The 25,511-nt window shown below is 62.8% G+C and carries 26 protein-coding genes; 17 read left to right on the top strand and 9 right to left on the bottom strand.

Annotated features, from left to right (window positions below):
• Nucleotides 1–185 precede the first annotated feature (185 nt).
• The gene (locus JI664_RS11210) at nt 186–1,028 is read right to left on the bottom strand and encodes a hypothetical protein (protein WP_149884505.1); all 843 of its coding nucleotides are present in this window, start codon (nt 1,026–1,028) and stop codon (nt 186–188) included.
• A 236-nt stretch (nt 1,029–1,264) separates the two neighbouring features.
• Entirely contained in the window at nt 1,265–1,693 is a 429-nt protein-coding gene (locus JI664_RS11205; protein WP_149884510.1) for a hypothetical protein, read from the bottom strand.
• Between the two features lie 698 nt (nt 1,694–2,391).
• On the opposite strand from JI664_RS11205, the gene JI664_RS11200 reads away from it, so the two are divergent.
• Nucleotides 2,392–2,634 carry a type II toxin-antitoxin system ParD family antitoxin gene (locus tag JI664_RS11200; RefSeq protein WP_008336111.1) on the top strand — a complete coding sequence of 81 codons (243 nt, stop codon included), beginning with the start codon at nt 2,392–2,394 and terminating at the stop codon, nt 2,632–2,634.
• Between the two features lie 5 nt (nt 2,635–2,639).
• Entirely contained in the window at nt 2,640–2,960 is a 321-nt protein-coding gene (locus JI664_RS11195) for a type II toxin-antitoxin system RelE/ParE family toxin (RefSeq protein ID WP_149884507.1), read from the top strand.
• A 14-nt stretch (nt 2,961–2,974) separates the two neighbouring features.
• Here the strand turns inward: JI664_RS11195 and JI664_RS11190 are convergent, their stop codons facing one another.
• Entirely contained in the window at nt 2,975–3,202 is a 228-nt protein-coding gene (locus tag JI664_RS11190) for a hypothetical protein (RefSeq protein WP_149884511.1), read from the bottom strand.
• Between the two features lie 245 nt (nt 3,203–3,447).
• On the opposite strand from JI664_RS11190, the gene JI664_RS11185 reads away from it, so the two are divergent.
• The 14 genes from JI664_RS11185 (at nt 3,448) to JI664_RS11120 (ending at nt 14,870) form a co-directional block, all read left to right on the top strand.
• Nucleotides 3,448–3,807 (top strand): hypothetical protein, encoded by a 360-nt coding sequence (locus tag JI664_RS11185; RefSeq protein WP_132952059.1) that lies wholly within the window; start codon nt 3,448–3,450, stop codon nt 3,805–3,807.
• Between the two features lie 109 nt (nt 3,808–3,916).
• Nucleotides 3,917–4,516 carry a lytic transglycosylase domain-containing protein gene (locus tag JI664_RS11180; protein WP_286174050.1) on the top strand — a complete coding sequence of 200 codons (600 nt, stop codon included), beginning with the start codon at nt 3,917–3,919 and terminating at the stop codon, nt 4,514–4,516.
• Entirely contained in the window at nt 4,513–4,803 is a 291-nt protein-coding gene (locus tag JI664_RS11175; RefSeq protein WP_054540759.1) for a TrbC/VirB2 family protein, read from the top strand. The genes JI664_RS11180 and JI664_RS11175 overlap by 4 nt, the downstream gene beginning before the upstream one ends.
• Nucleotides 4,804–4,812: 9 nt before the next feature.
• A complete protein-coding gene (locus JI664_RS11170) occupies nt 4,813–5,091 on the top strand; it encodes a type IV secretion system protein VirB3 (protein ID WP_071676063.1) in 279 nt (92 codons plus the stop codon).
• A complete protein-coding gene (locus tag JI664_RS11165; RefSeq protein ID WP_207013826.1) occupies nt 5,081–7,477 on the top strand; it encodes a type IV secretion system protein B4 in 2,397 nt (798 codons plus the stop codon). Before JI664_RS11170 ends, JI664_RS11165 begins: the two co-directional genes overlap by 11 nt.
• Nucleotides 7,474–7,689 carry a hypothetical protein gene (locus JI664_RS11160; protein WP_149884464.1) on the top strand — a complete coding sequence of 72 codons (216 nt, stop codon included), beginning with the start codon at nt 7,474–7,476 and terminating at the stop codon, nt 7,687–7,689. Before JI664_RS11165 ends, JI664_RS11160 begins: the two co-directional genes overlap by 4 nt.
• 4 nt (nt 7,690–7,693) lie before the next feature.
• Nucleotides 7,694–8,872 (top strand): lytic transglycosylase domain-containing protein, encoded by a 1,179-nt coding sequence (locus tag JI664_RS11155; RefSeq protein ID WP_207013825.1) that lies wholly within the window; start codon nt 7,694–7,696, stop codon nt 8,870–8,872.
• Nucleotides 8,869–9,666, top strand: a complete 798-nt coding sequence (locus JI664_RS11150; RefSeq protein ID WP_286174046.1) for a type IV secretion system protein — start codon at nt 8,869–8,871, stop codon at nt 9,664–9,666. The genes JI664_RS11155 and JI664_RS11150 overlap by 4 nt, the downstream gene beginning before the upstream one ends.
• 26 nt (nt 9,667–9,692) lie before the next feature.
• The gene (locus tag JI664_RS11145) at nt 9,693–10,340 is read left to right on the top strand and encodes a virB8 family protein (RefSeq protein WP_207013841.1); all 648 of its coding nucleotides are present in this window, start codon (nt 9,693–9,695) and stop codon (nt 10,338–10,340) included.
• 59 nt (nt 10,341–10,399) lie between these two features.
• Entirely contained in the window at nt 10,400–11,050 is a 651-nt protein-coding gene (locus tag JI664_RS11140) for a TrbG/VirB9 family P-type conjugative transfer protein (protein WP_127561486.1), read from the top strand.
• On the top strand, nt 11,047–12,372 hold the full coding sequence (locus JI664_RS11135; protein ID WP_207013824.1) for a TrbI/VirB10 family protein: 1,326 nt from the start codon (nt 11,047–11,049) through the stop codon (nt 12,370–12,372). The genes JI664_RS11140 and JI664_RS11135 overlap by 4 nt, the downstream gene beginning before the upstream one ends.
• A gap of 1 nt (nt 12,373) precedes the next feature.
• Entirely contained in the window at nt 12,374–13,408 is a 1,035-nt protein-coding gene (locus JI664_RS11130; protein WP_207013823.1) for an ATPase, T2SS/T4P/T4SS family, read from the top strand.
• Between the two features lie 17 nt (nt 13,409–13,425).
• On the top strand, nt 13,426–13,845 hold the full coding sequence (locus JI664_RS11125) for a hypothetical protein (RefSeq protein WP_149884470.1): 420 nt from the start codon (nt 13,426–13,428) through the stop codon (nt 13,843–13,845).
• The gene (locus tag JI664_RS11120; RefSeq protein ID WP_149884471.1) at nt 13,845–14,870 is read left to right on the top strand and encodes a type IV secretion system protein; all 1,026 of its coding nucleotides are present in this window, start codon (nt 13,845–13,847) and stop codon (nt 14,868–14,870) included. The genes JI664_RS11125 and JI664_RS11120 overlap by 1 nt, the downstream gene beginning before the upstream one ends.
• An 83-nt stretch (nt 14,871–14,953) precedes the next feature.
• On the opposite strand, the gene JI664_RS11115 is transcribed toward JI664_RS11120, so the two are convergent.
• The 6 genes from JI664_RS11115 to JI664_RS11090 all read right to left on the bottom strand — a co-directional run bounded on the left by JI664_RS11115 (nt 14,954) and on the right by JI664_RS11090 (nt 24,222).
• Nucleotides 14,954–15,604 carry a hypothetical protein gene (locus tag JI664_RS11115; RefSeq protein ID WP_149884473.1) on the bottom strand — a complete coding sequence of 217 codons (651 nt, stop codon included), beginning with the start codon at nt 15,602–15,604 and terminating at the stop codon, nt 14,954–14,956.
• Complete coding sequence (locus JI664_RS11110; protein WP_207013822.1) at nt 15,585–18,665, bottom strand: HsdM family class I SAM-dependent methyltransferase; 3,081 nt, start codon at nt 18,663–18,665, stop codon at nt 15,585–15,587. The genes JI664_RS11115 and JI664_RS11110 overlap by 20 nt, the downstream gene beginning before the upstream one ends.
• Entirely contained in the window at nt 18,662–19,189 is a 528-nt protein-coding gene (locus JI664_RS11105; protein WP_207013821.1) for a hypothetical protein, read from the bottom strand. The genes JI664_RS11110 and JI664_RS11105 overlap by 4 nt, the downstream gene beginning before the upstream one ends.
• Nucleotides 19,190–19,300: 111 nt before the next feature.
• The gene (locus tag JI664_RS11100) at nt 19,301–21,289 is read right to left on the bottom strand and encodes a type IV secretory system conjugative DNA transfer family protein (protein ID WP_207013820.1); all 1,989 of its coding nucleotides are present in this window, start codon (nt 21,287–21,289) and stop codon (nt 19,301–19,303) included.
• Entirely contained in the window at nt 21,282–23,633 is a 2,352-nt protein-coding gene (locus JI664_RS11095; protein ID WP_207013819.1) for a relaxase/mobilization nuclease domain-containing protein, read from the bottom strand. The genes JI664_RS11100 and JI664_RS11095 overlap by 8 nt, the downstream gene beginning before the upstream one ends.
• Nucleotides 23,620–24,222 carry a helix-turn-helix domain-containing protein gene (locus JI664_RS11090; RefSeq protein WP_207013818.1) on the bottom strand — a complete coding sequence of 201 codons (603 nt, stop codon included), beginning with the start codon at nt 24,220–24,222 and terminating at the stop codon, nt 23,620–23,622. Before JI664_RS11090 ends, JI664_RS11095 begins: the two co-directional genes overlap by 14 nt.
• A 561-nt stretch (nt 24,223–24,783) precedes the next feature.
• On the opposite strand from JI664_RS11090, the gene JI664_RS11085 reads away from it, so the two are divergent.
• Nucleotides 24,784–25,503: a ParA family protein gene (locus JI664_RS11085; RefSeq protein WP_207013817.1), complete on the top strand. Its 720-nt coding sequence runs from the start codon at nt 24,784–24,786 to the stop codon at nt 25,501–25,503.
• Nucleotides 25,504–25,511 lie beyond the last annotated feature (8 nt).

Genomic DNA, 25,511 nt, shown 5'->3' with positions numbered 1-25,511 from the left:
TGCCACTTCGAGAGGCCCCGCAACATCCCAACACGATTTGCAGACACCCCCCTAAACATTTGAAAAACCAGCCTCCCATACCTGCTGGGACCTGACCACCCGTATAGCAGAGCGAGATAGGCACTAATCCATTGCGGGAGCGAGTACGCTGGCTCTTACTCCCTACAGGTGCTGCCGCTAGCGGATCATCTGGATATTTCCCCTGCCAACACCGCTCTTCCGTGCACCGCCAAAGTTGCTGAAAACCTCTGACACCCAAACTTGTGGATCACATCGAGTACACGCGCTTCGTAGGCAGCGTGTCCGATCAAGCGACACAAGTCGGACGCGTGGAACTGGCGGTTCGCAGTTGGTGCGGCTTGCATCTGTCTCAGCAATTCGCGCTCTTTGGGGTCCGTTATTGGTCTCGCGGGCGGCTTGACCGCGGGACGAGTTGGAGTTCCCGACGAATTTCGCCATCGGCGCATGAAGCCAAGCAGGAAGCCGGCTGGCACCTTTCCGTTGCCTCGGGACCGGTTGAAGGCGAGGAAGCGATCCCAGATGATCTGGGTGTCGATGTTCCAGCAGGGCAACGTGGCCTTCGCTGCTTTGATTAGCTCTGCCCAACTGGTCTGGAAAACGTTCGAACTCGCGGTGATTTCGATCAGCCCTGAGAAGATAGTTTTGTTATTATTATCTCTAGATAGTGATGTGTCGCCTTCACCTGACACGAGATCATGGGTTTCACTCTCCTCGTCGAAGGCTGAAAACCGAAAGATCCAGGGCGCGAATTTGCCGTTAGGCTTCGCCCGCTCGAGCTGCAACTCCGACGTCTCAAGTTCGCTCAAAAGAACCGAAAGATATTGTCGTGAGACACCCATCTTCTCCGCCAGGGCAGAGAGGGTGAAGGCTGCCGTTCCGCGCGACAAACCGTTGTAGCCATCCTTCCAGGCGATGGCATCAAGGATGAGGGTGGCCAGCTTGTGCGCTGCAATAGAGAGATTTGTCTGCGTGATCCGTCGCAGGATCAGGCCGGTCGTAGGTTCCATGGTCGAGGTCTCCTTGGAGATCCGACGCCATGTCGTGAGACAACAACATTCTCGCCAGCAAAACAACTTTGCTGGTTGCGGGTGTTTTGGCGGTGCGCTAGGAAACTCTTGTTCACGGAGTTTTCTAGCACGGCGTCAGGCTTCACGGTCTGGCGTCGTCTCCTTTTCAGGGGTTTTGCACAGCCTCCCGTGCGGGGTTGAGATGGCGCGCGCGGCAAAACCGCGCGCAGATATTGTCAGTAGCGAACTTCTTCAGAACCATAGTTCCCGGCGTGATCACGCCAGTCGACGAAGACGGAACGGTAAAAGTAGCTGCCACATCCATTTGGGATGCTCAGGCCTGATGCGGCTGGCACCTGGCCCACGGTGGATCTTGTCCATCGGTAGTCGCCCTGCACGCCGTAGGACCCCAATCGCGTCGAGTCGCTGCGATTGCAGTCGCCATCTCGGTTTTCGTGCTGGCGGTACTGGATGTGATACACGCGAATGCTCCGAACGAAGTCAAAGGCGTCGCCCGAGATGTCGATGTCGGCTTGTTCGTCCGCTTGGACGCGAACAAGGGGTATCGGAGTCGATTCCTGCGGTTCGGGCGGATCGCGGAACGTGATGTCATAAAGGCGTCCCATGGGCGACATGGGGCTGGGATCGTTGAACGACACACCCATCGGACACCGCCAGATTTGTAAGGGTGGCTCGATCGGCCATGGTGTGATCCGCCGAATGAAGACCGCTCTAGCATGTGCGCAGGGCGCGGAGGCAGGCCAGCCGCCCGCAAGGCAGAGGAGGATTGCACAGTCCACCTGATAGGCCTGAGCCGGACCTGACGAGGCCATTAGTCCGGATATGCTTAGTGCCGTGGCTGTTGCCACGCTGTGGATCACGAGCTTCATGATGCCGACTCCATCTATAATGGTGCATCGATACGAAACAACATTACCGATAGCAAGGGAATTTGATTGATAGTGACCTGCGATTGTTCGCTTGTGTCGCGTGCCGGCTTCCAAGATCTGACGCCGGTTTGGGCTCTTGTGGCGTCTTGAATGCGGCCAAAATTGCGGCCCCCTTTCACGTCATTTACCGAACAAACACTTGTTACCAAATGTAAATGTAGCGTTCCAATGCGGCCACGAAAGCGGTCACGGAAGAACAGAGCGCATGAGCCCGTCAAACGGCGTGTCGCAGCGCTCATGGTCCCGGGAAGGGCAGTGTCGGAAAACTGTAGGGCCCGGCGCTCCGGCTGGAATCCGGGGCAGAAGGACGGGAGGGGGCTGCGAGCCTATTTTGGGGACTAAGTTGGGATCGAACATGAGCTTGAATAGTTATGTCAGTATCTGATACGATTGAGCATAATGAGGAGAGTCTGATGCCGAACGTCCACCTGACCGAACCGATGCAGAAATATGTGCAGGCGCAGATCGAGTCTGGCGCCTACGCCAATCTGAGCGAAGTCGTGCGCGCCGGCGTAAGGATGCTGATGGAGAAGGATGGCGCAAGGCAGTTCTACGCCCTCAAAGCCGATCTCGAGATGGCAGCCACCCTGGCCGAAAATGGGGACTTCGCCGAGTTCGATGCCCAAGCCTTCGAACCGGATGCGTTTGATCGCTGACCCGCATGACGATTCGGCTTTCCGGACAGGCCAAGTCCGACCTCGAAGAGATACGCACCTACACCGTCGAGACATGGGGCAGGGACCAATGGCTCGTCTATTACCGCCAGTTGGTCACCGCCTTCGAGCGGATCACCGGGGATCCCGACGCGGGCCGGGACAGGAGTCTCTTTGTCCCGGGGATGCGGTCCGTCAATTGCCAGCGACACGTGATCTTCTACAAGCGGCTCCATGCGGCGGATGGCGCGGCAGTCATCCTGCGCATCGTGCATCAGCGCCGCAACATGCCCGCGCTCGTCTACTACGAGGATCTCGACGGCGGTTAAGCCCATGCGTTTGCTCAGTCCAATAGCTCGACCAGTCTTCCATAGTCTTCACTGACCTCGCGCGCCTCCTGAAACGCGCGGGCGCGCTCGGCATCAAGACAGCGGAAATACTCCTGAATGTCGGCGATGTAGCCCTCGAAATCAGAACGCAGCAGATCGGCATAGGCACGAATGTCTTCTCGCGACTGAGGCAAGAACGGTCGTTCGGGAGGTACGCAATCCGCAGCCGCGGCTACCGGCATGCTTCCAAGCAGGAGCGCGAACAGCAACGGTGCGTTGCGCGCAATAAACAACCGCAGGGCAAAACTCCTTTGCCGCCTTTAAGATTATCATTCTGTCGGCTATCACCGTTATCGGAGCAAGGCGAACTTCGTCAACACGTTATTATTGTCTTGCTATCGTTCATGTTGTCTTGTATCGCCCGCGGTGTTGCGACCCCGTGGGCCCGAGACTGCACCCAGGCAGAAGAAGGACCCAAGGGAAGGCCATGATAGAAGAAGCACCGAATGTGGTTACAGAAGACGGGCTGCGCGGCCTCTTGGCCCAAGGCTATCTCATCGAGGTGGTCTGCAAGGAAGGCGCCGAGAAGCGCCACAACAGCTGGTACGGCACCTGGGTCATCCGGGCGGTTGCCCCGGATGGAGGGGACGACAAGATGCTCGTCACCAGCCGCAGCGTCCTCAAGCTGCGCGATTTCAAGACCATCGTCGGCCTTGTCAGCTTCCTTGCCGACATGGGCTGCACGACCGCCAGCATCCCGCTTGTCGAGGGTGCCCGCGAGCGCCACGCAGCACCCGGACGCACGTCCGAGCCGCGGACCGGACCGGTTCTGGTCAAGGACAACTGACCGCGCGTTTGCGCTCGTCGTTGCATTGGGTACAGGTGTTTGTTCAGCACCCCCGGCCCTTGCCGACGGTTTCATCTTCCAGTTCAGCCCTGATGGCCGACTGATCGACATGGCCGAGACCACGAGCAGCCTGCGCTCGTTCACCGGCGACGACGATGCCCGGAATGGGCCCCTTCCAGATCGCCTCTTTCTTTTTGCAGCGCCGCAGTCCCGCGGGGGTGATGATCCCCTGAGCGATGTGACGGCTGCAGCAGCGGTCGCCCCGCGCGCCGTCCGCGCCTCCCCCGAAATCCTCCATGCGATCGAGACCACGGCTCTGCGGTATGCCGGGCATGGTGCGCTGCGTCGCGCAGGGCTTTCAGTCACTGATTGGGCGCTCCTTTACCGGGCCAATATCGAAGTCGAGAGCGCATACAATCCCGCAGCACGTAGCCCTGTCGGTGCCATAGGCCTTGGCCAGCTTATGCCGGACACCGCCCGCGACCTCGGCGTCGACCCACATGACATTGCGCAGAACCTCGACGGATCAGCCCGCTACCTGCTGATGATGCTCGACCAGTTCGGCGAGGGCTCTCTGGCCCTTGCGGCCTACAACGCTGGTCCGGAGGCGGTCACACGCCACGGCGGCATCCCCCCTTTTCGAGAAACCCAAGGGCATGTGGCCCGTGTGACTGCCGTGCTTGAGCGGCTCAGAGGAGATCTTTCATGACATCGAGACCTTCGATCGTCGCGCTCGGCGCGATGGCCCTTATCGTGCTGGCGGGTCCAGCGCTTGCACAGAGCATCGACCTCTCGCCGGTACAGACCCTGCTTCAAGGAATTGTCGATGCGATCACCGGTCCCTTGGGGATCGTGATTGGCACGCTCGCACTGATCGGGGTGTTCCTTTCCTGGCTCTTTGGCATCCTCGACTTTCGTCAGGCGCTCTGGGTCGTGGTTGCAATCGCCGGCATCGCCGCAGCACCCACCATCGTCGCCGCCATCTGGACCACCTGAGCTCTATCCATGGCTGACCAGTCCCGCGTGTTCATCGGTCTTCTCAGGCCACCCAAGCTGATGGGCTTGCCGATCATGTACGCCATGGTCTGGCTCTTCGGCTCGACCCTTCTGTTCCTCTGGGTGCAGAGCTGGGTGGTGGCTGTGTTCGCGGGGCTGGCGTGGCCGGCGCTTTGGAAAGCCGCAGACTGGGATCCGAACTTTCTCGATGTCCTGGTGATCACCTTGCAGGAAACCCCGCCGACGGCAAACCGCAAGCTGCACGGGGGCGACAGCTATGCCCCGTGATGGAGGTGCCGATGAGGCGATGGACGCGCTCGATCCGCTGACCGCGCTGCCTGCATGGGTCAAGGGCGAGAAGCGGCTCTCAATGATGCTGCCTTACGTCAGCCTTGTCACCGACCGGACGATCCGGACCCGCGGCAACGAGCTGATGCAATGCATCCGGCTCGAGGGGGTGAACAGCACCACGAGCGAGGACGGGCATCTCGACCGGATCGGAGGGTTGCTGGCTGGCATCGTGGCGCAGGTAGGGACCGAGTTCTCCTTCTACCTGCACAAGGTGTCGAAAGCGGTCGATGTGACCCTGCCGCCCATCCCGGGTGAGGGGTTCGCGGCCGCCGTGGACCAACGCTGGCATGCGCATCTGGGTCGGGCAGGCCTGCGCGACAAGACGCTGACCCTGACCGTGCTGAAACGTCCCGAGACCGGCAGCCGTTTGCCCTTCGGCTTGGGCGCGTCTCGTGCCCTGCATGCAGCGGACACGACCCGACGCTTGCGCAAGCTCGACGAGGTCGTTGGGTTTCTGCTGTCGTCTTTCGATGAGCTGAAGCCGCGCCTGCTTGCCGCCAGCAGCGGCGAGCTTCTGGGCTTTCTCGGATCTCTGAACACCGGCGAGGAGCATCCGCTCTTCCCGCGATCGCGCCTCGGGGTGATCGCCGAGGATGTCGCCAATACTCGCGTCACCTTCCGAGGCACGACCATCGCACTTTCCGATGGCGCGGTCGGCGACAAGCTCGGCGCGATCTTCGCGGTGAAGAACTACCCCGCCAAGACCGACAGCCTGATCCTCGACGAGCTGAACCTGCCCGTCGATATGGTAGTCACCCATTCCTTTGTGCCGATCAACGCCAACATCATGGCAGGCCGGATCAAGCGGCAGCTTCGCCTGATGCAGGCCGCCAATGACGGGGCTGTCAGCCTGGCGCAGGAACTGGAACTGGCCCAGGACGATCTGGAATCCAAACGCCTGATCTTCGGCGAGCATCACATGACAGTGGCGGTCTATGCGCGATCTCAGGCCGCCCTCGACGACATCGCAGCCGAAATCCGCAACATCTCCGCCACCTCCGGCATCAACCTGATCTCGGAAGCCTTCGGGGCGCGGGCGCATTTCATGGCACAGCATCCCGGCAATACCGGGGCGCGCAGCCGCAAGGCCGCGATCACGAACCACAACTTCGCCGATCTCGCCACCTTCCACCGCACCCCGCTCGGCAAGACGGCCGCGCAAGTGCCCTGGGGCGTGCCGATCACGCTTTTCCCGACGCCAGAGCGCAGCGGGTTTCGCTTCAACTTCCATGAACAGGGCGCGCCGGATCGCGAACCCACGGGAGGCCACACGCTGATCCTCGGCCGCCCCGGCTCGGGCAAATCCGTGCTGGCGGCTTTCCTGATGACCATGGCCCGGCGCGCAGGCGCACGGCTTTTCGTTTTCGACTACCGCGCCGGCATGGAAATGGCCGTCCGCGCGCTTGGGGGTAGCTATTCGACCGTGCGGGCCGGACGTCCCACGGGCCTGAACCCGCTGCAGACGGAAATCGACGCCCGCGGTCAGGCATGGCTGGCCGACTGGCTCGCAAGTCTCCTCGAGCGCCGCGACCGACCACTGACCCCAGTGCAGACCAACCGCCTGCAGGAGGTCGTGCGCCAGAACGCGAGTGCCGGGAATGCGGGGCTCAGGAACTGGTCGGACTTTGCCTCGCTCCTCGTCTCGACCGATGATGAGGGCGATCTGTTTGAGCGGATGCAGGAATGGACGGCTGAGGGCCGCTACGGCTGGATCTTTGGGGCGAACACAGACGACACATTCCAAATCGGGGGCAGCACCGACGCTGACGTCGCGGGCTTTGATCTGACCGGCATCCTCGATTCCGAGAGCGAGCGGGAACGCATGGCGGTCCTGTCCTACCTTTTCCGCCGGGTCGAGCGCGTGATCGAGGACCGCAAGCCCACGATCATCGTGATCGACGAGGCCTGGAAGGCGCTGGACAACGCGTATTTCGCGGAGCGGCTCTCGAACTGGCTGGTGACCGCGCGCAAGCAGAACGCCGTCGTCGTGATGATGACGCAATATGCCAGCCAGCTCGAACGCACCCGGACCGGCAAGACCATCGTGGAAGCGGTGCCGACCCAGGTGCTTCTGCCCAACATCCGCGCCTCGGCCGCTGACTACGCGATGCTTGGCCTCAGCGAGAAAGAACTCGACGTGCTTTTGGGCGTCGGCTCCGCCTCGCGGCTGGCGCTCGTGCGCGATGACCGGGGTTCGGTCGTGATCGACGCCGATCTCAGCGCCCTCGGCCCGCTCGTGACCATCCTTGGCGGCATGGAGAAGGGCGAGGCCCTCGTTGGCCCCGACTACCGTGACCGTCCCGATTTCTGGAGAGTGACATGACCCGTACCATCATCCGCAGCGTCGTGCTGCTTGGCCTTGGCCTGAGCCTGACGGCCTGCGCGCAGCATAACCCTGCGCAGGCCAACTGCTTCAACTTCCGCGAGGCGCCCGCACAAGGCGCAACCGCCACGACCACGATCTCGACGATGGGGGCCGCCGTCACGCGCCGCGACACGGCTTGCGATTTCGTCCTCTTGGGGGCGGGCGGCTGAGCAAATGCGGACCTGGCTTCCTCTCTCGATGGTCAGCCTTGCGCTGGCAGGTCCCAGCGTCGGGCCAGCGGTTGCCCAGGGCGTGCCGACTTTTGATCTACGCCTTTTCGCAGAGCGGCAGGCAATCCTCAAGCAGACCGATCGCGACCTGGCGCTGCAGCAGGACCGGCTGACACGCGAGGAGGAGCTGGCCGAGATCGAACGCCAGCAACTCGCCTCGCTAGAGGGGCTGATGGATGCCATGTCCGTCGGCTCCGGCGATGTCGCGGGAACCGTTGCGGGGCTCGAGGCGGGGCAGGGGGCGGTGCGAGGATCTGCCGGTGACGTCGAAAGCGCGGCCGCCAGCCTCTATGCGCCGGAGGACAACAACCCGGCCGCCGCCCGGATGTTCGGCGATGCCCGGGAAGGGATCGAGGAGTTGATCATCCGTGCGGCGCGCCACACCCATAGCCTGCCCGGGGTGAGCCGCGCTGGCCTGTCGCTCGTCCAGTGGCGCTGCCTTCTTCAGGCGCTGATCTGGCAGGAAAGCCGGTTCCAGATCGGCGCGCGCTCCCCCGTGGGGGCCTTCGGGCTCACCCAGATCATGCCCGGCACGGCGGGCGATCTCGGGATCTACCCGGCCTATTATGACGATCCCTGGCTGCAGGTCACGGGCGGCGCGCGGTACCTCGCGCAGATGCTGAACATGTTCGATGGCAACATCATCCACGCGCTCGCGGCCTATAACGCAGGCCCTGGCAATGTGCAGAACTACGGTGGCGTGCCGCCCTTCGCGGAAACCCAGCATTACGTCGTTGTCATCCCGCAGCAGTACAATAGCTACCTCGCCGCCGTCGGCGGGATCGATGCGCTTGGCACCATCGACCCTGTGCTCCTCGCCAACGCGAGCTTCAGCCTCTCGGCCCATGGGGCGGGTGTCTATGGCGATTATTCGCTAGTCTCGGTCCGCGCGGCGGCCCTGCGGGTCCAAGACATCATCACCCGCATCGGCGAGACCGAAGATCTGCACGAGGCCATCGCGCTCAACACCTATGCGCGTGCCGAGCTTGCCCGATTGGTCGCGATCCGGACCCGGATCAAGGCCGCCCACACTCAGCCGCTGAGCGATGAACAAATCGCCATGGCAGCCGCGCAAGCGGCCGAGCGGCAGTTCATGGATTTCACCCAGGAGACATTGCGATGATCCGGCGCTTTTACCGTTCCTTCACCACCACCGCCGCGACCCTCGCGCTGACCACCGCCCTCACGGGGCCCGTCACCGCTCAGGGCGTGCCCACGGTCGATACCCAGAACATCGCCCAGGAAATCCGCCAGCTTCAGCAGATGCTGCAGGATTTCGGGATCCAGACCGATCTTCTGGACAATGCGCTCGAACAACTGGAGACGCTGCAAGGCCAGCTCGATCAGCTGAACGAAATGTATGCCTCGCTCACCGGGCCGCGCAGTATCCTCGGTCTCGCCATGGGCGGCGATCTCGACAACCTCCTACAGGCGAGTTTTGAAGACATCCCGGGCCTGATCAGGGGCATTCAAGCCGGGGATTGGTCGAGCCTGATCGGCCCCAACGCAGGGCCCTTGCGTACGCAGATGGAACAGGCGTTGGCGAGTGCAGGCTTCGACGAGGACTCGCTGCGCGAGATCGCCACCAGCGGCAATCCAGGCGCCGAAGGAGTCGCGACCCGCGCCACGACCGGCGCCGTGATGTCGGCCGCAGCCCAGAACAGCCACGCCGAGGCGGCGCAATCGCTCGAACGTGTCGAACAACTCGTCTCGATGATCCCCGACATGGAGGACCTCAAGGAGTCGATGGATCACAATACCCGCGTCACGGCGGAACTCGCCATCGCCATGACGCGGATGTGGGAGCTTGAGGCAATCCAGACCCTCGGCGCCGGCAATGCCGGGGTGGTCGATGCCGCCACCATCGCCGAAGAGCGCCGCTACATGGACTTCACTCTGCCGAGCCTGCGGCCATGAGCAAGGGTCCCGACATGACGGCGGGCATGAGCGCGCGCGAACTGGTCGAGGAGGAACTGATCCACGGCGCACTGCGCCGGGAGCAGCTCTGGCGGATGATCGGCCTTGGCGGGGCAGGCTTTGGCGTTTTTGGCTGCCTTGCGGCCGCTGCTGTCGCCCTGATGGTCGAGACGCCTCCGCCCGTCGTCGTGCCCTATGACCCCGCGACCGGTCTCGCTCTGCCGAACGCCACGGTCGAAACGGTCTCGCTTGCCGAGCGGCCCGCCATCATCGAGGCGCAGATCTACCGCTACATCCTGGATCGCGAGGCCTACAACCAGCTCGACAACGATCTGCGCGTGCGCCGCGTGCTGGCGCAATCCACCGGGGCGGCCGAGGCCAGCATGCGCACCATGTGGACCTCGGGGCAGGAGAGCTATCCGCCGTCTCGCTACGGTCCCGCCGCAGAGATGGCTGTCGAGATCGCCTCGATCACGCTGATCGGCGAGAACCGCGCGCAGGTGCGTCTCAGAAAGCGCCTGACCAGCCCGCAAGGGGCGCAGGACGGGTCATTCACCGCAACATTGATGTTTGCATTCCAACCCGAAAGGACCCGCTCGATTGACGATGTCTGGCAAAACCCTTTCGGCTTCACTGTCACCCAATATGCCATCCGATCGGACCGTTCCGAATGACCTCTGTTCCAGTTTTCACATCCGTTCACGCTCTGCTGGTCGCCAGCGCGCTGGCGTTCATGGCGCCCGCAGCCCTCGCCGAAACCACGCCACGCCCCGGCCCCCATGACAACCGCGTCCGGATCGCGACCTGGACCGAGGGGCAGGTCTACCGCGTTGTCACAACCCTGACCCGGGTCACCACAGTCGAGTTCGGTGAGGGCGAGACCATCCGCTCGATCATCGCGGGCGACACGGTGGGCTTCCAGTTCGACGGCGTGCCGGGCGGACGCGCCTTCGCGATCAAGCCAGCCGCCTCGGGTGTCGCCACCAACATCACGGTCTACACGAACCGCCGTTCCTACTATTTCCACGTGGTCGAGGCGCGCGAGACCCCGCATTACGTCGTGCAGTTCCGCTATCCCGAAAGCCGCGTTCAACCGGCCCGCGCGGTCGCGGCTGATGCGCCGAATGCCAACTATGCCGTCAGCGCAAGCGAGGAGTTCACACCGACGGCTATCTGGGATGATGGCACCTTCACTTACTTCCGCTTCGCGCGGAACGCGCCGGTCCCGGCGATCTTCCGCTATGCCAATGGCGGCGAGCGGGCGGTGAACAGCACGGCACTCGAGGACGGCGTCATCCGTGTCTCGGGCGTGAACCGCCAATGGGTGCTTCGCCTCGGGGAAGACGAGGTCTGTGTTCAGGATATGGGTGGGCCCACGTCATGAGCCAGGACACCGAGGACCTCGCCGCGCGTCTCGCGGCTCTTGAAGCGACAGGCGACAAGAAGCGCGGCACCGCGCGGCCTTCCCCGCTGGCCGCCATCCTCGGCGTGGCCGGGATCGTGGCCGCAGGCGGCCTGGCCTGGGCCGCCCTGCAGCCATCGCCGGAAGCACCCCTGCCGACCGCAGCCCCGGAAGAGTTCCAGACAGCTGGATCGGGCTTCGGCGACCTGGCCCCCATGCCCATCGCCGAGCCTGCGCCGCCGCCACCGGCCGAGACCGGTCCCTCTGCGTCGGAACTGGCGCTGATGGAAAGCCTCGCGACGCTTCGGGCGGAACTCGAAGACCTGCGCGCGCGGCCCGTCGAGGCGTCTGACAGCGGCGCGGAGCAGGCCATCGCCGATCTCACGGCCCAGATCACGGCGCTGCAGGAGGACTCCACTGAGGCGCAGCGCGCGCTCGAACGGCAACTGACCGAACGCGACCGCGAGCTTGACCAATTGCGCATGGACCTCGAGGTCGCCCGGCTGACCCCGCCTGCGCCGACGGACCTCGGGCCGAACGAGGAGGATTTGCGGCTCGCCGAACTTGAGCGCCGCCGCATCGCTGAAGCGGAGGCCCGGGCCGAACGCATCGCATCGCCCATGATCGCGTTTTCCGGGATGGGGGCGGGGACCGACCGCGAGAACAGCCTCGAGGCCGCGCGCCTGAATGAGGACGAAGCCTTCGTGCGGGCAGGCGCAAGGCCCGCTCCGGTGACGCGGGCGGAAGTGATCGTGAACCCCGGCAACACCGTCGTGCAGGGCACGATGATCCAGGCCGTGACCGAGACGGCGCTGGACAGCACGCTGCCCGGCGCGATCCGCGCCATCGTCTCCGAGGACGTTCATTCATTCGACGGCACGCGCGTCCTGATCCCTCGCGGTGCGCGTCTTGTGGGGCGTTACCGCTCCGATGTGGCGCTCGCGCAGTCGCGAGTCATGGTGGCCTGGGATCGCATCATCCTGCCCGACAACCAGACAGTCGAGATCAGCGCCTTTGGTGGCGACGAGCTCGGCCGCACCGGCACCACCGGCTTCGTCGACACCCGCTTTGCGCAGCGCTTCGGTTCGGCCGCGCTGATCTCGCTGATCGGGGCTTTGCCCGCAGCCGCCGCTGGACAGATCGATGATGAGGCCGCGGCCGACATCGCGAGCGACGTCGGCACGGACCTGCGCGACAGCACCCAAAGCGTCATGCAGGACTATCTGGCGATCCGGCCAGTGATCCATGTCGATCAGGGCACGCGGATCACGGTCATGGTCGACCGCGACCTGGAGATCTTCTGACATGGCGGCGAGCTATCTCGAAGCCTCACTGGATCGCCTCGGCGCGCCCGTGCAACGGGACGACACGATCGAGATCTGCATCAACCCCGATGGGCAGGTCTGGGGCGAGTTCCAGGGCGATCATTTCATGCGCGGTCTCGGCACGCCGTTGACCCAGACCGAGATCAAGGACCTCGGCAATCAGATCGCCTCGGCCGCCTCGACGACGCTCAGCACCAAGAAGCCCATCGTCTCGGTCTCGATCCTCTATCGGGATCGTCCGATCCGGGCGCAGGTGATCCAGCCGCCCGCCGTCGAGGGTGGGTTCTCCATCTCTCTGCGGTTCTTTTCCTCCCTGCCGCTGGAAGCCATCAAGCTTGGTTTCCTCTATGGCAAAGAACGCAGCCTTGAGGGCCTGCGCTTTGAGCGAAACGCTGCGCTGCGCGATGTCGTGGCCTCCGGCGACATTGATGCCGCCCTGCGCTTCTGTGTCGAAAACAAGCTCAACATGATCGTCTCGGGGGGCACCTCGACCGGCAAGACGGTCGCGGCGCGAAAAATCCTCTCGCTGATCGTGCCCGAGGAGCGGATCATCACCATCGAGGAGGCGGCGGAACTGCGCCCCGAGCAGCCGAATGCCGTGACGCTGATTGCAGATCGGGATACCGAGGCCCGCAGCGCCGATGTGCTTCTGGCCTCGACCCTGCGCATGCGGCCCGACCGGATCGTGCTGGGCGAGGTCCGGGGCCGCGAGGCCATGACTTTCCTCGAAGCGATCAACACCGGGCATGGCGGCTCGCTGACCACCTTGCACGCCGAGACCCCGCAACTCGCTGTCCGCCGCCTCGCCATCGCGGCGCTCAAGACCGATGTGCCGATGACCTATGCCGATATGGTGGACTACATCGAGGGCTCCATCGACGTGATCATTCAGGCCGGCCGTCATGACGGCGCCCGCGGCATCACCGAGTTCTTCCTGCCGGGGCAGGCGAGACATCCAGACCAGAACACGGGTCCAGCCGGGGGTGCCGAGCGCCCCACGGTCGCGGCCGAATGAACCGAAAGGAAATCCCCATGCGCCATACCATCCTCGCCGCAGTTGTCACCCTGCTGGCCGCGCCGCTCGCGGCCCAGACCTCGCCTCAGGTCACGAACGATCTCACCGTGACCATCGCGCCCCAGCAATACCGGATCTGCAACGACCGGCCTGCGCGCCCAACATGGATGGATGAGGTCCACCCGCGTGAGGCCTACAAGGCGCTGACGTTGATGCGTCTCTACGAGCTGCGGTCATGGGAGGCGATCCAGGAAACCGGCGATTGCGGCTGTGATGTCCGCTTCCCGTCATGGGATGCAGCCTCCGCCGAGTACGAGGAACGGTTCGCAACAAGCACGCAGGCCGAGCATACTCAAGCGCGGCTGGCCATTCGCAACGAGCAGAACCAGATCGCCCGCGACGTCCAGGATATCTGCGAAGCGCAAGGCAACTGGTAATGAGCATCGTCAGCTGGATGGTCGGAACTGCCGACGGCTTCCTTGCCGATGCCGCCGAGTCCCAGTTCGGGGCTGTGGCGAGCAATACCGGCACGATCGTCCTGCTGATGGTCACGCTTTCGCTGATCGGCGTTTGTATCAACATGGCCTTCCAGTTCCGAAGCATGGATGGGGCCAGCTTCTTCTGGTACCTGATAAAGCTGATGCTGATAGGGCTCTTTGCCTTCAACTGGGCCAACTTCAACGCTGTGGCCAATGCCGTGATCGGCGGGCTCGACTACATCGCCGGGGCTCTGATCTCCTCTGTTGGCGGCGGCGGTGCCGGGGCCACCTACTTCGCAGCAGAGTTCGATGATCTGATCACTGAGTTCAGCCAATACCTGAACGCGATCGGCAACAATCTGAACTGGATGACCGGCGCCATCCTTGGCGGAATAGGCCTTGTCATGTTGAGCCTGCTCGGCTTCATGACTGGCATCGTCCTCATCTTCGCCAAGATGATGCTGACACTCATGCTCGGCCTCGCTCCGATCATGATCGCTTTGTCGCTGTTCGATGCGACCAAGGATTTCTTCCACAGGTGGGTCTCGACGACGATCAGCTACGCCTTCTACCCCATCGTCATCGCCGCCATGTTCTCGACCGTGGTCGGCATGGCGAATTCGCTTCTCGCGCAACTCGGTGACCCAAACTCCGCGACCAATATCGGCTCGCTGGTGCCGTTCTTCGTGATGGTATTCCTGGCCAAAGGGTTCGTCGCGGCAACGCCCCTGATTGTGCGGGGGATCTCGGGGAACCTGATGGTGGCTGCGGCGCCCGCTGTGGTCTCTGGCTCGGCCGGGATCATGCGGGGAGTCTTCAATACGGACGGCGTCAAGGGCCGGGCGAGGATCGGTGCACTCACGACAGGCGAAGCGATCGGGCGGGGTGCTGTGCAGGCCCCCGCAGCTGTGCGGAGCGCAGCAACGGCCGCTAGCGCGCAAGTGATCAGGATGGCGGAGAGGGCGAAGCGGTTGCGGCAGTGAGGTGCCCCGAACGCAAGTACTTCAGTTTGTCGAAGATGTGGCTAGAGCTTCGAACAGGTATTTTTATATATTGATTGGTACCGTTAGGCCGCGCCGAGCATGTCTACAAACACGTGCTTCAATCGGATGGTGTGTTGTCCGCTTTGGACCACTGCACTATTGAAAACTGCTAGGGACGCCGGGTGAGGAGTGTCGAGACCCAAAGCGGCTGGGTCACCATATGCCTTGCGCAAACGTGCGTCAACGAAGGAAACCACGTCCTCGATAGGCACGCCGAGGACATAACCAAGCATAAAGCCCCACTCGTGGCCCGCAGCATATTGTCCGGTAACGAAGCGATGCACGCCGTTTGTCACGTAGCTCCCGTTCAACGTGGCGTCGCCAGCGCGAACGCGCTTGCACTCCACCGCAACGTAGGCGTCCTCGTCGCCGAACTGGTGCAGGAATTGGAGGGTGATATCGATCCTGCCGAGGATGGATGGATCGGACGTGGACATGTCTTCAAGCTCGTGCTCGCCCCGAATCTGCAGATTGGTGAAGCCGAGCGCTTTCTTCAGCCGCCTCATGGCTTTCCTTACAACCATGGTTGTAGGCACTTCGAGCATTCCGGGCATGATGTCGGCGCGAGCATCGGCCGCGCCACGACAGACTAGGTCGAGCACGGTGGCGATCTGATCGTCGGACAACGCAAACGCTGGGCTGCCGTACGGGATGTCAGGCGTCAGTAGCGACATCCAGCCTCCGCAACCAATGATCGGCGAGAATGACGTCGGCATCATTCAAACCGGCCGTACGCGTCCAATAACGAGCCTCTGTCGGCTTAAGGATGAAGAGATCGCCATCGCCGTAAAGGCGCAGTTGTCGGCGCTCATTCAAGTAGGGCGGAACATCGCTTTCGAACTGACCGCGCAGCATTGCTGCGAGAGCGTCAAGTTCCGTTGGGTCACCGTCGCGGATCGTTGCTTCCGCACTTGGGCCGCCCGGTTCCATGACGAAGCGAACCGCGGTCACCCCCGGTACACCGGACGACCAGTCAGCTTGCTTGAGTCGCTTCTGATACACGATCGCTTCGAGATGCCGCTCGCCTCGCGCCCTGAGATAGGCATTCACGGTGTGCGTTACTTGACGCGCGTAAGCCCGCAGGTCTTCGGGGGCCGGCGGCTGCACCAATCCGATACGCTCTTTGCGATTCTCGAAGATCAGATAGCGTGCGCGATCCACGCTGTCCGTAGCGACCACACGTTCTTCGTTCTCTAGATCGTAGAGTTCAAACACAGCCTGATCGAGCTGAGCTAGCCGATCGGCGTCCTCAGGCGCCGCGGCCGCTGCGCGTTCCGCGCGGACAAGGGCGTCAAGTTGCGAGCGGCTGACCGTGCGCAGGGACGGCACTCGCAATGAGAGCAAATCGTGCGGTTCCACCGTCGGGCGTTCGAGGCCCCAAGTGGGCCCGCCAAAAGCGAATTGGAAGGCCGTGATGCTCGAGTTCAGGATTCCCGAAAGCGCGTGCGCGTAGGCGGGATCAACGTTTCGAAAGGACACACCGTAGAAGTTCTGTGTGTAGAGAACATCACCTTCGTACACCGCCGCGCTGTAACGGCCGCGCTCAGCCCCTGAGCTGTTCCCTACTTTCGAGCAGAGCAGCAACGGACCAAGAAAGATTCCCTCCCGACGGGGGCGATGCAAAGTCTTGTGGTTGAAGTGGGGAAGCGCGTTTTCATTGACACGAAAGGCAGTGAAAGCGTCAGGCGTGACTACTCTTAAACGGAAATAATGCTCAGGAGGCTCATTTGAGTCTCCCTGAACTTGAAAGCCTTGACCGCGGTGATCCGTTTCGCTGCGGCCAAGCGCTTCGAGCACGGAACCGAGCGTCGGGAAACCCCGTTCAAGTTTCTCGATCAACCAACCATCTCGAACGGTGCCGAACGTTGCCGCTTTCAGGAAAGTCGGAATGGCCAAGACCCGGTCAAGTGGAACTGAGCGGATTTCTCCAGGTCCGACGTGAAACACGCCCGTGCGCCGAAAGTCCGGAGTCCAAGGAATTGAGCCGACCAGAACGCGAGTTGGGTCTGGCGCAAGCGCGCATCTGGAGAAGAACAGCAGCGCTGGCCCGAGAGCATCAGGGAACAGTTCCTCTCGCCGGAGATAGGACAGGTTAATCAGAGCAGTAGGTGCCAAGCGCTTTAACAGCGCCTTTTTGGATTCGACGGCGTGGACGTCCTTTGAGAAGAATGGTGTCGCCTTCATGATCATCCCGATCCGCCCCGCTTCCCCGGCGAGCTTTGCAGCCAAGGAAAGGAATGCTTGGTCCGGGCTGCGACGGGGCCGGGCCGTCCCCAGGTCGCCTTTGGCACGTTTAGGTGACGCGCCCCGCTGCCCGACAAAGGTCCAAGGCGGGTTGCCCACGACTGCCTCGAAAGGCTGGGTAAGGAGCGCGTCGGGAAGGGGCTCGGCCAAGGAATCGGCTTCAAAGAGGGTCTCGCCGATCAGATGGTCGAACTTAAGATCCTTGACATCGCACACTGGCTCCTCATCTAGCTCAAGTGCTGCGAGGTATAGGCTGAACGCAGTAATTCCGAGGGCTGACCGGTTGATGTCTATCCCGAAAAGCTGGTTGTACAGGATCTCACGGACGAGCTTGCGAGAAGCTGGCTTTCCTCCGCTAGCTCGCCAGACGAGCCTCCGGAACGCTTCGACGAGGAAAGCGCCGGAACCGCACGCAGGGTCAATTATGCGAGCCTTTTCGGGCAATGCTTCGAAAACAGGATCTAGCGTCAGGTGGACGAGCTCGACAGGCGTGTAATGAAGGCCTTGCGAGGCTGCCTCCTCAGCTGCGCTCGACCGCGCAAACTGCTGATAGATCGAGCTAACGAGATCGACCGGAATCGCATTGAAGCGGAACCTGAAGAGCCGTCCTTGGCCATGTCTTTCCGGGATGAGGCTTCGGCCTTCAATAAAGTCGCGCAGGTACGACAAATGCGCGGGCGTGAGGTGTTCGCGTTCAGCGCCGGGGTCGTCCATCGGGAAAAGGTCGCCGTTAAACGTCGACCTCAGCCAGTCAAAGAGCTGGAACGCGCTCTCCGGATTGACAAACATAATGCTGAGATCGGGACGCAGGTTCGGCGGCAAGAAGGGCTGAGCCAAGCCCCTGTCGAGAAGATACCAAGTGAAGATGCAGCGTCCAATGAATCGCTGCGCCAGATCGCGCGCGAGCGCACGGGTGCGTGGCTCGCCGTCGTCCGGCGTTAGTTCGACTAAACGCTGCTCCAAGGCGCTGATTTCGGACAAGAGTTCGCGATCAACGCGGTGCGTTCGGTTAATCTTTGAGCCGATCGGGCTCGACCAGAAAGCACCTGTTTCGGTAGCTAATCGCCCACAGGTGGCGTCGAGGGCGCGTAGGCGGTCAGCCGCGTCGATGACAAACCGGTCGAGCACTAGAGGCGTATTAGCTGTCCCGTCGCCACTCGGCGGTGACGAATAGCAATCGTAAAGCCGCACATCTGTGGGTGTGACAATCCATAGAAGCGGGGCTACGCCGATGTTCCAGGCCGCCTCGTGCCAAGCGCGGATATCAGTTTCGTCAGGGTGCTCGTTGCCCGCATCCTTAAATATGCTTGTCGCGGCGCTATGCGCTGAAAAGACGGCGTCCGCATTCAGCCCAACACGGTCGTCTTTAAGAACCGTCCGCAAGTTTGCAGCAACGGACTCACCCGCGAGGGTTAGGCCGGGAGCTGGCTGGCCATTGGGCCCTAGATAGCCGGTAGCTTGAAGAACCTTCTCAAAGGCCGCGCTTCTCAAGCTGACCTCCGCCGTCGTTCTGCACCAACGCCTCTCGAATGGTGCGCAGGCTCACAGACCTCGTGCCCGACAGTAGAGACCGGGAAGAGGTCGAGCTGGCCGACCATACCAACCGGTTTCGGCAGTGCGAAGCCTTCCGAAAGGACAAGAAGGTGTGGATTGAGCCGAATGACGATGGCATCTTGTCTGAGCTGCTCAACACCAGCTTCGACAAAAGTCCACTCGTCGTCACCGTGAAGCGCGACTGCTTTATCCCACAAAGCAATGAAAGATCTGCCGCCGAAGCCTCGTCGTAGATCGACGAAGAGCGAGCTATGCGCCTGAAGTTCAAGGTGGAACCTGTCGCGGAGCGTAACCGCGAGGCGCAGCACAAGGATCGTCTGCCAGCTATACTGGGCAGGCGAGCCCTGCTTCTTCGGCGGAATGTCGGCTGGGATCAAGGCACGTCGGCTTGTCCACTCGCGCAGCGTCGGAGCCGAAAGGCCCGTCAGTTTTAGCGCCTGGCGAGTGGGAATAAGCTGCATCATTCCTCCGATTTTTCGAGCCTCAATCCCGAATTGTGACACAAGTTTGGGTATCAGACTCATTCTTTGGAGTAAATGGTGATCCTTGTAGGAAGGCCTTCATGGATCCGATCACGCATACTCCGCGATGATCGCCCGCGTCGTCTGAACCGCTGCAGCCAGCTCGGTCCTGTCTACCCCATTAAGCCCCAGCCCCCCCAGATCGAGCGACAGTTGACCTGACCCACCGCCACCCGCCGCAGCGCGTGCTGCTCGGCCGCGCGCCCGATCTGATAGCGCTGGCTGCGGATCTTTCGTCTCCGTTGCAGGTGCCTCAACCGTCAGCGACGAGGACGCAGTCCCAGACCCAGACCCCTGCGCCCCTGCAGCCGCCCGCACCTCCTGCAGTTCCAGCTTCAGCTTCTCCACGGTCTCGCGGGTCTCAGTCATCTGCCGATCGCGCCTCAGCCCGTCCTCATCTGGGTACGGGAAACTCCCTGCCTGACCGTCATGCAGCACCTTCAGCGCGGGGTCTTCGAAGTATTTGATCCGCCGCGCCCGGATCGGCATCTGCGCGTCGATCACGAGGATCACCTCGTCCAGATCCATGCGGCGGGCCTGGTCCTCGGTCAGCAGCGGCGTATCCTCGGTCCGCTCGGAAACACTGCGCCCCTCGAATGGGTTGCGCCCGACCGCACGCGACCGGGTGACCACGCGCTTGGTGGTCTTGCCAACAGCCTGGCTCAGCTCCTCGATGGTCTTCTGCTCGGACGGGGTGAGGTAGAGTTTAACGCCCGCGCCACCCTGGAGCGACCGGCGCGTGTTTTCGCCGTAGATCTCGTCCAGCGCCGGGATGGTCTGGGTGACGATGGCGAGGTTGCCGCCAAAGGAGCGCAGCGTCTTGATGCTTTCGGCGACGATCGGCATCTTCCCGAGCCGATCGAACTCGTCGAGCATGATCATCACCGGCCAAGGCTCATCATCGCCCGGCTCCTGCGCCTGCAGCGAGGCGATCAGGTCCGAGAAGAACAGCCGGATCAGCGGGGCGAGGGGGCGGATCATCTCGGACTCGACCACGAGATAGATCGCGTGGGGGCGACGCCGGATGTCCCGGAAGGAGAAATCCGAGGTCGCGGTGGCCGCGTCGATCGCACGGTTGTCCCAGGTGTCGAGACCCGAAGTCATCAGGAGCGACAGGTAAGAGGTCAGGGTGTCGTTGTTGGTCGAGGCCATGCGCTCGAAGATCAGCTTGGCCGACTTGTTCTTCACCTCCTGTGCGCGCTTGAGGTATTCCTTTTGCTTGTCACCGCCCGAGGCGGTGATCCGGTAGATCTCGCCGATGGTCGGAACGCCGCGCTCGAAGGCCAGAAGACCGGCCGCGACGAAGAGGTCGATGCCTCCGGCCAAGAGCCCACTCAGCTTTTCGTTGTCGGTCTGCAGGAAGAGCTTGGCGGTCAGCTTCAACTCCATCTGCTGCCGGTCAGGATTGGTCATGGCCGCGATGCGCGCCAGCGGATTGTAGCGGTGGGTCGGCCGATCCCAGTCGGTCGGCGCGAACCGGAACACCTTGTCGCCCATGCTGGCGCGGAAGCGCGAGGTCTCGCGGAAGTTCTCGCCCTTTACGTCGAGCACCACGGCCGAGCCTTTGTAGGTCAGCAGGTTCGGGATCACGAAGCCCACGCCCTTGCCTCGGCCCGTCGGTGCCACGATCAGCGCATGCGGGAAGGTCTTGGACACGAGAAACGGGCGCTTCGATTTCGGGCGGCCAAGCTTGCCCAACAGGAACCCGCCGCCCGGCTTGGCGAAGAAGCCGTTGCGCTTCATCTCGGCCTTGGTCTGCCAATGTGTCGTGCCGAACCGGGTCAGCGCCTCGCCCAGAAGCGTGACGCTGAGCAGCAGTGCTGCGACGCCAAAGCCGCCCAGGATCAGGTTCACCCAAAGGAAGTCCTTCGGGGCCGTGGCTACAAGCGCGCGGTATTCCCGCGCGAGCAATGTGAAATCGATGCGCTCGGTCGACAGCCCATAACGCAGGATCAGATAGGCTGTGGCCACGACATAGCCGATGGCGAGGCCGACCAGAGTCAGGCTCAGGATGCCGCCCGCGATCTTGCCCTTATCCATGGGTGATCCCTTTTTCGCCATGGGCCGCGGCGTGACGCGCGCGCTGCGCCTCGATCTGTTCCTCGGCGAGCGCATCCAGCACCCGCTCCATGGCCGGCCCGTGGGCGGTCACCTCGCTGCTCTCCAGATAGGCCTTCGCGAGTTCCAGCTGCCGCAGCGGATGCTCGGTGAACTTCTCCAGCACATCAGCATGGCCCGCGCGCAGGGCGGTGACCGCGTTTGGTGTGAGGTTTCTGTCGACCTGCTCGATCAGGCGCTGCCCAGCTGTTTCGGAGAGAGCTGTGCCATCCTCGGCCTCGGCCCACTGGAGGAACGTCATCACATCAGGGGCGGTCTCAGCCATGAAGCGCCGCTCGGCATAGTCTTGCCGCGCTTGATCCTCGATGTCGAAACTCCGCTCGCTGATATAGGCGCGCGATGCACCCATGGCGCGGAGGCGGTTGATTTCCTCCTGTACTGCCGCCCCGAACTCCTCGTCCGGCATCTCGGCGCGGTAAAGCGCGAGGGTGCGCTCATCCTCGGTGATCGGACCGAGATGTTGCGAAGGATCGCGCAGAGCCAGGTCCATGTCGCCCGCGTGGAGCCGGCGATCCTTCTCCTCGACGGCGAACTCCTGCGGCTTGCGGCTGTCGGTGATTTTGTCCCATGCCATCGAGGCCAATTCGGCATGATCAGGCGACCGCTGTGCATAGGCGTTGAAGGCGGCGCGGGCCTCTTCAACCTCGATGACGCCTGCTTTGTAGACGGAAGGGTCGTCTGAGAACGGGTAGGTGAAATCTGTCCGTCGGAACTGGGCAACCAGCTGCTGGAAGTCCTGCCGCTCGGACGGGGCGAAGGCGTCCGGTCCCGCGTCGTCGAGATCGCGGCCCAGTGGCGTCAGACGCTCGGCGAGCGAGACCTCGGCATCCTCCTCCTCATCGACATCGTCGACCGCCCGCAAGATGCGCGCATCGGTAAGTGTATCGCCCAGGCGGACGTGAACGGCTTCCAGCCGGTCCAGCGCTTCCTCACGATCCTCGCCCTTCTCAAGATCGAGATCGCCTGCCTTGGCGATGGCCCGCAGATCCTGCGCCAGCCATTGCCGTTCGAGCGCGGCATTGCTGGCACCCTCGCGCATGCGGGCGGCGACGGCCTCGGAATCGATACCGGTGCCCTGCAGCGCCTCACTCAGGCGTGCCTTGACCGCCTCGTCGTCGAGGCGTTCGAGCTGGTCTTCGCGCATATTCGCCCGCGCGTAGACGCCGTCGCGGGACGGCGCATCAAGCAGCGCGTCCGAGCGATCCCCGAGAGGGTTCAGATGCGCGACCGAGGCCAAAACATCGGCGAGCTTGCGCTCGATCTCCGGTCGCTCGGCCGCGGGCGCCCGGTCGATCGCGGCTTCGATCTGACGGATGTTCTGGGAAAACTCGGTGATCAGCGTATCAAACACTGTTTCGTCTTGGGACATGGTGATGGCTCCGTCAGAGTGGATCTGACCGCCACTGGCAAGGATGGTACTGGCCCGCTCGAGCGCCTCGGCCACGTCATCGAAGTTCGACCGGGACGCCTCGGCGGCCAGGCCCCGGTAGGTCAGCGCGTTGCGTGCCACCGTCTCAAGGGCCGCGGCCAAGTCGGCCCCGGTGCGCTGGCGCTCGACTGGCGGACGGCCTTCATCACGGGCCTTGTAGACCTCGTCTATCTCAGCGCGATAGGTCGTGACCCCGCGGTCAAGGCGCCGTGTCGCCTCGAGCCGGATCCCGTGGACTTGTGCCGCCTCGACCATCGCCACCCGGAAGGCGTCGTAGTTGAAGTGGTGATCCCTCCCGAGAAAGAACATTTCGCCATCCTTGCTGCGGCGGTTCAGAACGATATGCGCATGTGGATGCGCGCGATCCTGGTGTATTGCAGCAATATAGTCGAATTGCGATCCCTCCCCTTGAAAGAACCGCTCGCAGACGGCTTCGGTGATCGCGCGCACCTCTTCGCCGCTGGTGCCGATGGGGAAGGCCATGAGAAGATGCGAGGTATGGCCGAGTTTGGGGCTGTGCCTCTCGCCCCACTGGTTCTCAAAGCGCCGCACGACCCGGTCGATCTCTGCCCCAGTCAGGATCTTCTTGCCATCATGGGTACCACGGCTGTCGAGGATGTGGCTCGACTTGGTGGTGAGGTAAGTCAGCTGAGCCTTGAGCTGCGCGCCGGTGTGGCACCCGCCCTTCGAGATCGGTTTGAATATGGCCGGGGAATAGCCCCGCGCCGCGCGCACCATCTGCGCGTTCCTGGCGAGTCCCTGCCAGCTGCCGGAGACCCGGCTCCAGTCGCGATTGAAGAGAGCGGGCCCGACACCGCGCGCCTCACTCCGCGCCATGCTCAGCCCCCTGCTCCGCTTCCTGCCGCGCCAGACCGGCGAGGGCCTTGGTCACCTCGAGGTCGAGCACGCGACGCCGCGCGCGGAACATCTCCTGGATCTGGTCGGCCAGCTCAAAAACGAGCGCTGCGAGGTCACGGATCTCGGCATGGCTGGCGGGCGTGTAGGGCAGACGCTCGCCCTTGAGCTTTGCCTCGTTCAGGCGTCGCGCGATCTGGTTGACGTTGTTGCCGACCCGGTTCAGCGCCGCGCTCAGCCCCCGAAGCTCGTCCGTCATACCTTCATCCGGGCGCAGAAGATCGTCAGCGGCCAGCATCAGGCAGCGCATCGCATCCGAACGATGCGCAATCCCGCGCCGCGCAAGGGCGGCATCGAAGCCGCGAAGGTCACGGTCTGTCACACGCATGGTCAGCACACGGGTGCGGCTGACGTTGGCGGAGACGGCGGAACGACCCCGGCTCAGCACGTTGTAGACAGTCTTGGGGGAGACCTTCAGCGCCGCGCTGATCGCACGGGCCGAAACGCCTTTCGCCCGTTCCCGGACGATCTGACGGCGCTCCTGATCGGTCAGTCTGCGACTGTGCCCCATGTGAAGTATACGTTCCTATTTCTTGCCACCTTCGTACAAGCCCGCCTTCTCCCAGCACAAGCGGAGAAGGCTTCAAGGGCTTGTACTCAATGTAGAAAATCGGCCAGACGGGCCGATTTGACGTCCTTTGTCAAATGCAGCGCGCATCGCGCTCAATGTAACGCGTCCCGCGTTCCCTGCACCGTGCATCACGTCTTAAGCACGGTGTCTTTTGCGCTCTGCAGCGCGTCTTCGGGCAAGTGGGACGTGTCCATTGCAGCCCGCATCGCGCACCCCGCACAATGCCCGGCGTCACGTGCACCTCGCGTCGCGTTCCGCGCTTCACGTGCTTTGGTGGATGCCGAATGCAGCACGTCTTTTGGCAAAAGCATCGCGCAACCTGGATCGCGGCGTCTGCCCCCTGCGCCCCGCTGTCAGGTTGCTGCAAAATGCGTAACGGCGAATGCATCCTGCCCACCGCATCGTGCATCCCGCCTTCCGCTTGACGCCGATGCACCAAGAGGTTAGCGACATTATTGCATCTTTGTGGCATTACACTATTTTTGCAGGAGGCTGCGCCCCATGCCCAACGACAATCTCGTGGTCATCGCCGCGATGGCCCGGAAAGGGGGGAGTGGCAAAACCACGCTCTCGCGCGCCCTGATCAGCGCTGCCGTGGCTGCCGGGCGTCGGGTTCTGCTGATCGACACTGACAGCACCGGAGTGCTTGGCGCCTGGCACGAACGAGCTGAAGCGGCGGGTCTCGGGTCGCCTCTGCTGCGGTCAATCTCGGTCGAGAGTGTAGGGGCCGTCGATCGCAAGATCGAGCAGGTCTATGATGCGGACTCGGCGGATTTCGTCTTCATCGACACGGCAGGCGTCGGCGCGGAATGGTCGGACGGGATCGCGGTTCTCGTCGATCACATTGTAACGCCGGTCATGCTCTCGACCTCGGATCTTGATGTGGGTGCGCAGACCGCCGACTGGTTCGAACGGTTGCGCGCGCGCGTCGATGACCCGGCGAGCTTGCCGCGCCACCATGTCGTTCTGAACATGGTTGACCCGAAAGCCACGCGCGCGGATGCCGGCTTGATCGAAGTGGCGATCGCCCGGTTTCCGGTGATCGAGACGGTGATGATGCGCCGCAACGTCTACAAGGAGATGGACGAGAAAGGCCTGCTCCACGCCATCGCGCTGCAAAAGCAGGCCGACCCAAACCCACTCATGCGCCCGCATGTCCGTCATGTCGTCGAGGCCCTTGAGGAGGCCACCGACATCCTCAACAACATCTTGGCCGCGTGAGGACAGGG

Origin of the sequence: Rhodobacter sp. NTK016B, assembly GCF_017303295.1 — a bacterium.
In the GTDB taxonomy this organism is placed as follows: Bacteria; Pseudomonadota; Alphaproteobacteria; order Rhodobacterales; family Rhodobacteraceae; genus Pararhodobacter.
The sequence above is the reverse complement of the archived record's forward strand: the minus strand, read 5'-3'. Positions and strand labels throughout refer to the sequence as shown.